Source organism: Herbaspirillum sp. NPDC087042 (genome assembly GCF_044745245.1).
Lineage (GTDB): Bacteria > Pseudomonadota > Gammaproteobacteria > Burkholderiales > Burkholderiaceae_D > Herbaspirillum.
In genome coordinates, this window is record NZ_JBIUZW010000006.1 from 98,756 (window position 1) to 111,637 (window position 12,882).

The window sequence follows — 12,882 nt, forward strand, 5'->3', positions numbered from 1 at the left end:
GACAACACGGGAGCCGTTGCGCTCCCGTCGAACGCGCTTACAGGCCGAGCACACCCGGCAGGCCGGAGATGTCCTTGATCTCGGTATAGCCGTAGTGCGGGGTCGAGGGCTCATGACCACGGGCCACGAAGACCTTGTTCTTGATGCCCATGTCGGAGGCCGGCATGAGGTCGTAACGCAGGCTGGAGGAGACGTGCAGCACGTCTTCCGGATTGCAGTTCAGGTTGTCGAGCATGTATTCGAAGGCGCGCAGGCGCGGCTTGTAGGCTTGCGCCTGCTGGGCGGTGAAGACCTTGTGGAAAGGCGCGCCGAGCTGCTCGACGTTGTGCATGATCTGGCTGTCGTCGGCATTGGAGAAGATCACCAGCGGGAATTCCTTGGCCACCTTGGACAGGCCGGCCGGCACGTCCGCATGCGGACCCCAGGTCGGCACGGCCTTGTAGAAGGCACCGGTTTCCTCGTCATTGGTCTTGATGCCCCAGCGTGCGCAGGTGCGGCTGATGGCATTGCGGCAGACTTGTTCGTAGGGCTTCCATTGATCCAGCACCTCGTCCAGGCGATAGGCCGCGAACTGGCGCAGGAAGAACGGCATGTCGGCCTCGGAGACGCGATCACCATAGATGCGCTGGGCCGTTTCCGACATCTGGAAGCGGGTCAGCGTGCCGTAGCAATCGAAGGTGATGAATTTGGGCTTGAAAGTGCTCATGGAAAATCGTCCTATCAAAAAAGTGTTCGCGTCACCGGAATGGTCCTGCGAGGGCTACGGCTTGTTTGCATGTTTGCGGGTTCACAGCATGAGAAGGATTACAACATGGCGATACCTGCGATTTATTCCTTTTTGACCGGGCCGCGAAACAGAAACATGTGTTTTCGGGGGCCGAATCAGCATAGCTTGCCGAGCAGTGCAGCAATGCGAGCCGGGCGCGCTGCTTTGGGGCATTTTTCACCACGCTGGTGCAACAACCGGATCTTCCCTGCCTGTGCGGCTTGCCGGCCTATCGCCTGTACTGCTTTACAGGACAAGTTCGCCGGGCGATCCATGCTAATCCCGAAGCCGCCCAATTTTGTGCCGAGAACGGGGGCCAACTCGCCATAAGATTGCGAATTCGCGCCTGACAAAACCACCGCCATCCCTCTGTTAAGGGGCATCATCGCTGGTGACCGGCCATGCTGTGCCATGGCCTTGTGCACCGGACCATTCAAGGACTTACCCCATGCAAGCTGCAAGCACGCTGCCGGCCGCACCGGCGCAGCAGACCACCCTGCGCCCCATGCGCGCTACCGACCTGGAGGCCTGCCACGGCCTGAGCCAGCACCTGAAATGGCCGCACCGGCTGGCCGACTGGCATTTCCATCACGCGGTGAGCCGGGGCCATGTCATTGAACAGGAAGCCGACCAGGACGGCGGCACAGCAGTCGTCGCCGGCAGCGGCATGCTCTGCCATTTCGGCGGCGACTACGCCACGCTGGGCCTGGTGATCGTCAGCGATGCCCTGCAGGGCCGGGGCCTGGGCCGCGCCATGATGCAGACCCTGCTGGCCGATGCCGGCACGCGCAGCGTAATCCTCAACGCCACCGCCGCCGGGCGCCCGCTCTATGAGAAGCTGGGCTTCCAGGTCACCGATACCCTGAGCCAGCACCAGAGCGCCAGCGCCCATGCGCCGCGCCCGGTGCTGCCACTAGGCGGGCGCATCCGCCCCTTGCGCGACGATGAAATCCCTTCCCTGCTGGCGCTGGATCGCCACGCCAGCGGCATGGACCGCAGCGCCCTGCTGCTGGCCCTGCTCCGGTTTGCCGAGGTGGCCGTGCTGGAACAGGATGGCCGCGTCAAGGGCGTGGCGATGCTGCGCGAGTTCGGTCGCGGCCGCGTGATCGGCCCGGTGATCGCGGCCGATCCCGAGGACGCCAAGCGGCTCATCAGCCATTGGGTCAACGCTTATGCGGGCAGCTTCCTGCGCATCGACGTGCCGGGCCGCAGCGGCCTGCGCGACTGGCTGCAGGAAATCGGCCTGACCTGCGTGGACGACGTCGTCACCATGTGCCGTGGCACGCCGCCCACGGGCGATGCGCAGTGGCAACCCTATTCCCTCATCAACCAGGCGCTGGGCTGACCCCCGGCGCACACGACATCATGACTTTTCTCTACAAGGCCGATCTCGAACGCGGCGCCGAATGGGGCAAGCTCTTTGCGCAGAAGGCGCCGGAGCTTTCCTTCCACCTCTGGCCCTATGAGGGCGATCCGGCCCAGGTCCGCTATCTGGCGGCCTGGACGCCACCCGAGGATATCGCCCAGCGCTTCCCCAACCTCGAAATCCTGTTCTCGGTAGGGGCTGGCATCGACCAGTTCGACATGTCCGGCCTGCCGCCGCAACTGCCGGTGGTGCGCATGACCGAACCCGGCATCGCCGCCGGCATGGTGCAATACGTGACCCACGCGGTGCTGGGCCTGCACCGCGACAGCCGCCACTATGCCCGTCAGCAGCAACAGCAGGTCTGGCAGGCGCGCCGGGTGCGCCCGGCCTCGGCCTGCCGGGTCGGCGTACTGGGTCTGGGCATGCTCGGGCGGGCCGTGCTGCAGCAGTTGCAGGGACTGGGTTTCCCCTGCGCTGGCTGGAGCCGTTCGGCGCACCAGATCGAGGGCATAGCTTGCTATAGCGGCTGCGACGGCCTGGCCACCTTCCTGGCGCGTACCGACGTGCTGATCTGCCTGCTGCCGCTCACCGACGACACGCGCGGCGTGCTGTGCCGCGAGCTGTTCGCGCAACTGCCGCGTGGCGCGGCGCTGGTCAACGTGGGGCGCGGCGGCCACCTGGTCGAGGACGACCTGCTGGCGGCCCTGCAGGAGGGCCAGCTGAGCGCGGCCGTGCTGGATGTCTGCCGCACCGAACCGCTGCCGGCCGGCCATCCCTTCTGGAGCCATCCCGACATCGTCATCACGCCGCACATCGCCAGCATGACCCAGCCCGATGGCGCCGTCGATGCGGTGCTGGAGAACCTGCGACGACACCGCGCCGGCCTACCGTTGCTGGGCCTGATCGACCGCCAGCGCGGCTATTGAGCGCGGCCATGGGCGCGATGCCGGCAAACAAAATGCCAAAACCCGGCGCGAGAACGGCATGCCATGCCGCCGCGCCGCAGCAGTTCGCGCCACGCCGGCCGCGACATGGCCGTATGCTCGATGTCATGGCGCATTGTGCCCAGGCCCCGCGCGGCCCAGGGCATTTCACCCACCCTTTTTATCCCTTGTCCCGACCATGAAGCTGGAATCCTACTGGACCGATTCGGCACCCCTGTACATCTCCCCGACACGCGAGTTGCCGGCCCAGGTCGATGTGGCCATCGTCGGCGGCGGCTTTACGGGCCTCTCGGCCGCACTGGCGCTGGCACGCCGGGGTGCCAGCGTGGTCGTGCTGGAAGCCGGCCCACACGTTGCCGCCGAGGCCTCGGGGCGCAATGGCGGTCATGTCAACAACGGCCTGGCGGTGGACTACGCCGAGGTCGCCGCCAAGGTCGGCGTGGAACGCGCCCGCGCCTGGTACCACGCCTATGACAACGCCGTCGATACCGTGGCGCGACTGGTCGAGGAAGAGCAGATCGCCTGTGATTTCCTGCGCCATGGCAAGCTCAAGCTGGCGACCCGGCCTGGTCAGATGGAGGCCTTGCAGCGCAGCGCCGACCGCCTGATGGCCGATGGCGTGGACCGCGACGTAGCCATCCTCGATGCCGCCCAGGTGCGCGCCGAGGTGCAGAGCGAGCGCTTCCACGGCGGCCTGCTCTACAAGCGCAGCGCGCAGATGCACATGGGCCGCTTTGCCTATGGCCTGGCGGTAGCGGCCGAGCGCCAGGGCGCCGGCATCCATACCGGTACCGAGGTCAAGCGGCTGGAGCGCATCGGCGATACCCATGCCCATCGGGTCCATACCTCCCGTGGCACGGTACTGGCCAAGCAGGTGCTGCTGGCCACCGGCGCCAGCCGTCACGGCGCCTACGGCAGCTTCGGCTGGCTGCGCCGCCGCATCGTGCCCATCGGCAGCTTCATCGTGGTCACCGAACCGCTGGGCGCCGAGCGCGCCACCGCCCTGCTGGCACAGCAGCGCACCTACACCACGGTGGCCAACATCCATCACTATTTCCGCATGACGGCCGATCACCGGCTGGTCTTTGGCGGACGCGCCCGTTTTGCCATTTCCAGCCCGCAGTCGGATGCGGCCAGCGGCGAGATCCTGCGCCAGGGCCTGCACGAGACCTTCCCGCAGCTGGGCCAGGTACGCCTGGACTACTGCTGGGGCGGCCTGGTGGACATGACCCGCGACCGCCTGCCGCAGGCCGGCCAGCGCGATGGCCTGTACTACTCCATGGGCTATAGCGGCCATGGCACCCAGATGTCGGTCCACATGGGCCAGTGCATGGCACAGGTGATGGCTGGCGACGAACGCGCCAATCCCTGGGCCGAACGCGAGTGGCCTGCCATCCCCGGCCACTTCGGGCCGCCCTGGTTCCTGCCGGTGATCGGCCTGTACTACCAGCTCAAGGACAAGCTGGCCTGAGCTTTCCCAGCGTCTACTCTTCCTACTGTCTTCCTACTGATTGCCCGCCATGATTTCACTCGACCTCCAGCGCCAGGACCTCTTGCCCGGCGCCCACCTGATCGGCGCCCAGTGGCGCGCTGCCAGCGACGGCCGCGAACTGGCCGTCAGCGACCCGGCCACCGGGCAGGTATTTGCCACCGTGCCTGACGGCAACGCCGCCGATGCGCGTGCCGCCACCGATGCCGCCGCTGCGGCCTTCCCGGCCTGGCGTGCCACGCCGGCCAAGCAGCGCGCCGCCATCCTCAAGCGCTGGAATGACCTGCTGATCGCCCACCAGGATGACCTGGGCCGCCTGATCTCGCGCGAGCAGGGCAAGCCGCTGGCCGAAGGAAAAGGCGAGGTGGCCTATGCCGCCAGCTACGTGGAATGGTTCGCCGAGGAAGCCACGCGCGTCAATGGCGAAGTCATCCCGGCACCGGTGAGCGGTCGCCGCATGCTGGCGCTGAAGGAACCGGTGGGCGTGGTGGCGGCCATCACGCCGTGGAACTTCCCGGCGGCGATGATCGCCCGCAAGATCGCCCCGGCCCTGGCGGCTGGCTGCACCGTGGTCTGCAAGCCGGCCGAGGATACGCCGCTGACCTCGCTGGCGCTGGTCAGGCTGGCGCAGGAAGCCGGTGTGCCGGCGGGCGTGATCAATATCGTCACCGCCTCGCGCGAGCGCACGCCGGAAGTGGTCGATGCCTGGCTGGCCGATGCGCGCGTGCGCAAGATCAGCTTCACCGGCTCCACCGCCGTGGGCAAGCACCTGGCGCGCCATTCGGCCGATACCTTGAAGAAGCTCTCACTGGAGCTGGGCGGCAATGCGCCCTTCATCGTCTTCGACGATGCCGATCTGGATGCGGCCATCGAGGGCGTGATGGCGGCCAAGTTCCGCAACGGCGGCCAGACCTGCGTCTGCCCCAATCGCATCTATGTACAAGACGCCGTGCATGACGCCTTCGTCGAGAAGCTCGGCGCGCGCGTGGCAGCCCTGAAGGTAGCACCGGCCACCGACCCCGGCGCGCAGATCGGCCCCATGATCAATGCCCGCGCCATCGCCAAGATCGACCAGCACGTGCGTGATGCGGTGGCACACGGCGCCAGGATTGTCACCGGCGGCCAGCGCCTGCAAGGTCCGGGCTATGCCAGCGACAACTACTATGCCCCCACCGTGCTGGCCGATGTCGGGCCGGACATGCTGTGCAGCAGCGAAGAGACCTTCGGCCCGGTGGCGCCGGTGACGCGCTTTGCCACCGAGGAAGAGGTCATCGCCGCGGCCAATGCCACGCCCTTCGGCCTGGCCGCGTATTTCTACGCCAACGACGTGCGCCGCATCCATCGCGTCACCGATGCGCTGGAAAGCGGCATCGTCGGCGTCAACGAAGGGGCACTGGCGGCCGAGGCCGCGCCCTTCGGCGGGGTCAAGGAATCGGGCTATGGCCGCGAAGGCTCGGTCCACGGCCTGGACGATTACCTGCACATCAAGTACGTCTGCCAGGGCCAGCTCTAAACCCGCCCGCGCATCCACCGAACCCAACAGGAGCCATCATGCCAGCGCCGTCGACACCCTCCGCCTCCGCCCTCCCCGCCGCCACGCCGATGCCGGCGTTGACGCTGCGGGCCATGGAACCGGATGACCTGGGGGCCTGCCATCGCCTCTCGCTGCAGTTCAAGTGGCCGCACCGGCTGGACGACTGGGGTTTCCTGCTGCAGCTGGGGCAAGGCTACCTGCTGGAGAACCCGGCGCCTGAAGCGCCGCTGCGTGTGGTGGGCTCGGTGGTCTGCACATCCTTCGGCCAGTCGCACGCCGTCATCGGCATGCTGCTGGTACAGGCCGAACTGCAACGACGCGGCCTGGGACGGCGACTCATGCAGCACGTGGCCGAGCAGGTCGATGGCCGCAGTCTGATGGTCAATGCCACGGCGGCTGGCGTGCCGCTCTACAAGCAACTGGGTTTCGTGCAGGAAGATGTGCTGCACCAGTTCCAGGGCGCCTCGGCACAACCGGTACTGGTCCCGCTGCCGCCCGGTGAACGCGTGCGGCCGATGGGCAAGAACGATGTGACCACCCTGCTGGAACTGGATGCCCGCGCCACCGGCATGGATCGCAGCAAGCTGCTGCTGGCGCTGCTGGAGATTTCCGAAGGCGTGGCCCTGGACCGTGACGGCGAGATGCTGGGTTTTGCGCTGGTACGACGCTTCGGCCATGGCCGCGTGATCGGGCCGGTGGTGGCGCCCGACGCCGAGCGCGCCAAGGGGCTGATCGCGCACTGGATCAATACCTATTCGGATTCCTTCGTGCGCATCGACGTCTTTGCCTCCTCGGGCTTGCCGGCCTGGTTCGACAAGCTGGGCATGACCTGCGTGGACCACGTCACGCGCATGCGCCGTGGCACGCCACCGGCGCGCGATGCGGACATGCAGCTGTTTTCCATCGTCAACCAGGCGCTGGGCTGAATCCCCCCCGGGACGGCCGCAGCAGAAAATGCTATGGCCGCCCGCAAAACCCATCAAGATGCTTTTTCGCCCCCGCATCTTGCGCAGTTGCTGCGACGGCCGGGGAATAGCATTGACTCCATGCCGGTTGTACCGCCTGCGCGGACTTCCTTGTTCAACGCCATCGTCAGCGAGTCCTCCTCTATGCAAACCTCGACCCTGGCTGCCCTCGACCGCAGCCACCTGATCCACCCCGTCGCCAGCTTCCGCGAGCATGAAGAACTGGGCCCCATCATCCTCAAGTCCGGTCGCGGCGCCTACCTGACCGACCACCAGGACAAGGAACTGCTGGATGCCTTCTCGGGCCTGTGGTGCGTCAATACCGGCTACGGCCAAGAGAGCGTCATCCGCGCCGCCACCGAGCAGATGCAGCGCCTGCCCTATGCCACCGGCTACTTCCATTTCGCCAGCGAGCCGGCCATCCTGCTGGCCAAGAAGCTGGTGGACATCAGCCCGGCATCGCTGCGGCATGTCTATTTCACGCTCGGTGGCTCGGATGCGGTCGATGCCGCCATCCGCTACATCACGCACTATCACAACTCCATCGGCAAGCCGGCCAAGAAGCACTTCATCGCCCTGCAACGCGGCTACCATGGCTCTTCGTCGGTGGGTGCGGGGTTGACGGCACTGCCCAATTTCCATTTCAACTTCGACCTGCCGCTGCCGACCCAGCACTACATTGCCTCGCCCTATCCCTACCGCAGCGAACTGGCTGATGATGCCGCCATCATCGCCGCCTCGGTGCAGGCACTGCGCAGCAAGGTGGCGGAACTGGGAGCGGACAAGGTCGCGGCCTTCTTCTGCGAACCCATCCAGGGTTCGGGCGGCGTGATCGTGCCGCCCAAGGGCTGGCTCAAGGCCATGCAACTGGCCTGCAACGAGCTCGATATCCTGTTCGTAGTGGATGAGGTGATCACCGGCTTCGGCCGCACCGGTCCCATGTTTGCCTGCCAGGACGAAGACGTGCAGCCCGACCTGATGACCATGGCCAAGGGCCTCACCGCCGGCTATGCGCCCATGGGTGCGGTGATGATGTCGGACCGCGTCTATCGCGGCATTGCCGATGGCGCGCCGCTGACCACCGTGGTCGGCCATGGCCAGACCTATTCGGCCCATCCGGTGAGCGCCGCCGTGGCGCTGGAAGTGCTGCGCCTGTACGAAGAAGGCGGCCTGCTGGAGAACGGCCGGCGCGTCGAACCGCATTTCGCCGGTGGCCTGCGTGATCTGCTGGCGCATCCGCTGGTGGGCGATGCCCGCAGCCGCGGCCTGCTGGGCGCGCTGGAACTGGTGGCCGACAAGGCCGGCAAGACCCGCTTCGCCCCCGAACTGAAGCTGCATGACCGCATCTTCCAGGCGGCCTACAAGCATGGCCTGGTGTTCCGCGCCTTCGGCGACAACATCCTGGGCTTTGCGCCGGCACTGTGCTTTACCCCGGATGACTTCGCGCTCATGTTCGCGCGCCTGAAGACCATCCTCGATGAAGTGCTGGCCCAACCGGAGGTGCGCCAGGCCGTGCGCTGACACCGGGATCGTCCGTACTTGTAAAAGCTTGCTTGCCGTACACGGCAAGCACGGCCAGAACGTATAAAATGTTTGACAACATTCGGCCTGCCCGCTTCGTGATGAAGCCGGCAGGCCGGATGACTTGAATAACCGAGGCAAGATGATGACTAACGGCGCGTTGAAACTGGACCGGATCGATCTGAGGATTTTGTGTCACCTGCAGCAGAATAGCCGCATTACCAACGTGATCCTGGCCGATGCCGTGGGCCTGTCACCGAGCCCCTGCCTGATCCGCGTCAAGCGTCTGGAAAAGGCCGGCTACATCAGCGGCTATGGCGCCTACATCCGCCTGGAAAAACTGGCCGACGTGCAGATCGTGTTTACCGAAGTGACGCTGTCGGACCACCGCCGCGAGGACTTCGCCAAGTTCGAGGCCTATCTGCGCAATGTCGACGAGATCATCGAGTGCCACCTGGTCAGCGGTGGCTACGACTACCTGCTCAAGTTCATGACCCGCAGCGTGGTGCATTACCAGAGCGTGATCGAGTCGCTCCTGGAACAGAACCTGCGCATCGAGAAGTACTTCAGCTACATCGTCATCAAGTCGCCCTTCATCAAGCATCACTACCCGCTGGAAAAGTTCATCCAGTCCTAGCGGTCCGCCCCGTAGCGTCTCGGCATTCCCTCGCCTCCCCCTCCGGCCCGGCCATCAGCGCCGTGCCGCCCCCCAGCATTGCCAAAAAACAATGCACTTCCATGGCACATCCCCCTCCTTTGCGTGGATTTACGCCATCTCCATCAAATCTCCATAAAAACCCCAAATAAAAGTCACTATTGGTCACGAAACTACCCTTTACATTTCTTAACCGCTGCCGTTAACCTCACCGCAAGCTGACGATTTGTAAGCTATTTGCACCGGCATTGTGCAAAAAAGGTAAAGCCTGGCCGTGACCAGCATGCCTAAAAGACAACAAAATATTTCAATTATTCAGGGGCTTCCACCATGGCAACTTCTACAGGAACCATTTCAACGTCCGCAGGACCGCTCGATGTCGCCACCCTGGTCAACCAGCTGGTCGGGGTTGAGAGCAAGTCGCGCCTGACGCCGCTGAAGAACAAGGAGAGCGGCTTCAACACGCTCATCTCGGCCTATGGCTCCCTGAAGAATGCGCTGACGACCTACCAGAACGCGCTCAAGCAGTTGAGCGCCGCCAGCTTCAGCGCGCAGAAGACGGCCATCACCAACGCCGGGTCCGGCAGCAACCTGACCACCGAGCCGTTCACCGCCGAAACCAACAGCGACGAATCGACCAAGGTGCTGGCCCAGAAGATCAAGTCGGCCGGCTTCCCCAGTGGTCAGCTGTTCAATGCGGGCGATTCGATCGCCATCAAGGTCGGCACCGGCCAGCCCACTTTCGTCACCCTCAAGGCCGATGCCACCATCACCGGCCTGCGCGACGCCATCAATGCCGCCAAGTCTGGCGTGACCGCTTCGGTCGTCACCGATGGCAGCGGCGACCACCTGGTGCTGGAATCCAATACCGGCGGCACCGCCAACACCATCAAGGTCACCGCCAACAACAGCCTTTCCACCCTGGCCTATGACCCGTCCAATCCGGGCGCCAGCACGGTAACCCAGATCCAGGCGCCACGCGATGCCACCAAGGCCGCCGCCGGCCAGTACAACGTGGCCGTAAGCCAGCTGGCACAGACGGCCAAGATCACCTCGGGCGGGATCGCACCGGGCACCACCTTCGACGGCGGCATCCTGGCCATCAAGACCGGGACCGGCTCGACCACGGTCATCCAGCCCAAGACCAATACCCTGGCCGGCGTGCGCGATGCCATCAACGCCAGCGGTGCCGGGGTCAATGCCTCCATCGTCAGCGATGGCACCAACAACCACCTGGTGCTGACGGCCAAGGACAGCGGCGCGGCCAATACCGTGCGCGTCACCGGCACGGGCGCCTATTCGGTCTTCGGTTTCGATCCCAGCGGCACGGTGACCACGGCCGGTGTCGATCCCAACCAGGCCTACACCACCGGCAACCTGGCGCTGCAGGTGGGCGGCAAGTCCTTCACCATCACCCCGACCGACCTCGATAACAGCGGCAGCATCGGCCTCAACGATGTCATGGTGGCCATCAACAATGCCAATGCCGGCGTGACCGCCAGCATCAGCAACGATGGTTCGCAAAACCACCTGGTCCTCACGCCGACCGGCACCGATCCGGTCAAGCTGACCGGCAGCGATACCTACGCCGCACTGACCGGCAGCAGCATGGGGCAACTGGCCAAGCCACAGGACGCCAAGCTGACCATCGATGGCGTGCCGGTCACCAGCAGCACCAACAAGGTGGCCGATGCGATTTCCGGCGTGACGCTGAACCTGTCCAAGACCACCAACGCCAACGACAATTTCACGCTGGCCATCAGCAACGACACCAGTGGGCTCTCCACCGCCGCCAACACCTTCGTGAGTGCCTACAACACCCTGGCCAAGGCGGTCGCCAGCCTGACCAAGCAGACGCCCTCGACCACCAAGGGCGAGGCCAACACCAACTCGCCGCTGGCCTCGGAATCCACCGTGCTCAATCTCATGGGCCAGATCCGCAGCACCATGCTGGGCGCGCTGGGAAGCAGCGGTGCCGCCAATCTGTCGCAGGTGGGGATTTCGTTCCAGAAGGATGGCACGCTGGCGCTGGACGCGACCAAGCTGAACGCGGCGGCCACCAAGAACTTCGATGCGGTCAGCAAGCTCTTCGGCGCCGAGGCAGGGGTGCTGCCCAAGCTGCAGAAGCTCATGGACAACATCGTCGGCGATTCGGGCGCACTGGCCACCAAGACCAAGGGCCTGCAGGCCAGCCTGAAGGTAGTGACCGACCAGCAGAGCGCGGTCAATGTCCGCCTGCAGACCATCAAGGACACCTACACCAACCAGTTCAACCGCCTCAATGTCACGCTGGCGGGGATGCAGTCGCGCCAGAGCTACCTGACCCAGCAACTGGCCAAACTGAACAGCAAGTCCTGATGTGATGAAGTACAAGCTGCCAGGCACGATGCCTGTGCAGCCTGACCGACTGTCGTCACTGTCGCTATTGTCGTTATACTGGATGCCCGCCGGATCACGCGATCACGGCGGGCATTCACCTTACAGAACAATGACAGGGAGACGTCGTGAACCAGCCCATGTACCTGGACGATTTCCAGCCAGGCCAGACCTTCAGCTCGCCGCACACCATCACGGTGGACGCTGACGCCATCAAGCAATTCGCCACCCAGTACGATCCGCAGCCCTTCCACCTCGACGAGGCGGCCGCGCAACAGACCTTCTTCCGTGGCCTGGCCGCCAGCGGCTGGCACACCGCCGCGCTGACCATGCGCCTGCTGGTGGATACGCTCAATATCGAGGGGGGATTGATTGGTGCCGGCTTCGATGAATTCCGCTGGCCGCGTCCGACCCGCGCGGGCGACACGCTACGTCTCGAAGTGGAAGTACTGGGGGTGAAGACCTCGCAGTCCAAGCCCAGGCAGGGTTTTCTCAACCATCGCGTGACCACCTACAACCAGCACGACGAACCGGTGCTGATCATGACCGGCAACCTGCTGGCGCCACGGCGCCAGCAGGCTTGATCAGGCGGACTCAGGCAGCGTCAGGCTGCTGTGAGGGATGGGCCTGCTGGAAGGCCGGCAAGGCGTTACAGGCATCCTCGATGGCGCACAGCGTCGGATAGGGTGCCATGTCCACCTCGAAGCGGCGGGCGTTGAACATCTGCGGTACCAGGCAGCAATCGGCCATGGTGGGGGCATCACCCACGCAGAAATGGCCGCGCCTGGTATCGCCGGCCAGTTGCTGCTCCAGCGCGGCGAAGCCGAGCTTGATCCAGTGCTGGATCCAGGCGTTCTTCTGCTCCTCTTCCACACCCAGTTCGTGCTTCAGATAGCGCAGCACGCGCAGGTTGTTCAACGGATGGATCTCGCAGGCGATGGCCAGCGCCAGTTCGCGGATGTGGGCGCGCTGGCCGGCATCACCGGGCAGCAGCGAGGGCATGGGATAGCGCTCTTCCAGGTATTCCAACATGGCCAGCGACTGAGTCAGGTGGCGGCCTTCATCGGCCAGCACCGGCACCAGCGAATGCGGGTTCAGTTGCGTGAAGGCGGGCAGGAACTGCTCCCCGCCCTGGTTGAGCAGATGCACCGGCGCCGTGTCGTAGGCCACGCCCTTGAGGTTCAGGGCGATGCGCACGCGATAGGACGCCGAACTGCGGAAATAGCCGAACAGGGTTGTCATCCTCTTTCTTCCTCCGACAAAGAA

11 protein-coding genes are annotated in these 12,882 nt (G+C 64.9%); 9 read left to right on the forward strand and 2 right to left on the reverse strand.

All coding sequences use genetic code 11. The features are described from left to right. Window positions 1-37 precede the first annotated feature (37 nt). On the reverse strand, window positions 38-706 hold the full coding sequence (locus tag ACIPHN_RS10355) for a haloacid dehalogenase type II (RefSeq protein ID WP_400435842.1): 669 nt from the start codon (window positions 704-706) through the stop codon (window positions 38-40). A gap of 508 nt (window positions 707-1,214) precedes the next feature. Between ACIPHN_RS10355 and ACIPHN_RS10360 the strand changes: the two genes are divergently transcribed. From ACIPHN_RS10360 to ACIPHN_RS10400, 9 genes are all read left to right on the forward strand, one after another. Further along, entirely contained in the window at window positions 1,215-2,111 is an 897-nt protein-coding gene (locus ACIPHN_RS10360) for a GNAT family N-acetyltransferase (RefSeq protein WP_400435843.1), read from the forward strand. Between the two features lie 20 nt (window positions 2,112-2,131). Further along, window positions 2,132-3,058, forward strand: coding sequence for a 2-hydroxyacid dehydrogenase (locus ACIPHN_RS10365; protein ID WP_400435845.1), 927 nt, complete (start codon window positions 2,132-2,134; stop codon window positions 3,056-3,058). A 196-nt stretch (window positions 3,059-3,254) separates the two neighbouring features. Continuing rightward, window positions 3,255-4,547: an NAD(P)/FAD-dependent oxidoreductase gene (locus ACIPHN_RS10370; protein ID WP_400435847.1), complete on the forward strand. Its 1,293-nt coding sequence runs from the start codon at window positions 3,255-3,257 to the stop codon at window positions 4,545-4,547. A 49-nt stretch (window positions 4,548-4,596) separates the two neighbouring features. After that, entirely contained in the window at window positions 4,597-6,078 is a 1,482-nt protein-coding gene (locus ACIPHN_RS10375) for an NAD-dependent succinate-semialdehyde dehydrogenase (RefSeq protein WP_400435849.1), read from the forward strand. A gap of 38 nt (window positions 6,079-6,116) precedes the next feature. Next, the gene (locus ACIPHN_RS10380) at window positions 6,117-7,025 is read left to right on the forward strand and encodes a GNAT family N-acetyltransferase (RefSeq protein ID WP_400435850.1); all 909 of its coding nucleotides are present in this window, start codon (window positions 6,117-6,119) and stop codon (window positions 7,023-7,025) included. A 183-nt stretch (window positions 7,026-7,208) separates the two neighbouring features. Next, a complete protein-coding gene (locus tag ACIPHN_RS10385; protein WP_400435852.1) occupies window positions 7,209-8,585 on the forward strand; it encodes an aspartate aminotransferase family protein in 1,377 nt (458 codons plus the stop codon). Window positions 8,586-8,727: 142 nt separating this feature from the next. Continuing rightward, window positions 8,728-9,222 (forward strand): Lrp/AsnC family transcriptional regulator, encoded by a 495-nt coding sequence (locus ACIPHN_RS10390; RefSeq protein WP_400435853.1) that lies wholly within the window; start codon window positions 8,728-8,730, stop codon window positions 9,220-9,222. Window positions 9,223-9,570: 348 nt separating this feature from the next. Then, complete coding sequence (gene fliD, locus ACIPHN_RS10395) at window positions 9,571-11,598, forward strand: flagellar filament capping protein FliD (protein ID WP_400435855.1); 2,028 nt, start codon at window positions 9,571-9,573, stop codon at window positions 11,596-11,598. 158 nt (window positions 11,599-11,756) lie between these two features. Next, window positions 11,757-12,200, forward strand: coding sequence for a MaoC family dehydratase (locus ACIPHN_RS10400; protein WP_400436084.1), 444 nt, complete (start codon window positions 11,757-11,759; stop codon window positions 12,198-12,200). A gap of 10 nt (window positions 12,201-12,210) precedes the next feature. Here ACIPHN_RS10400 and maiA read toward each other — a convergent pair whose 3' ends face one another. Continuing rightward, window positions 12,211-12,858 (reverse strand): maleylacetoacetate isomerase, encoded by a 648-nt coding sequence (gene maiA / locus ACIPHN_RS10405; RefSeq protein WP_400435858.1) that lies wholly within the window; start codon window positions 12,856-12,858, stop codon window positions 12,211-12,213. Window positions 12,859-12,882: the final 24 nt, after the last annotated feature.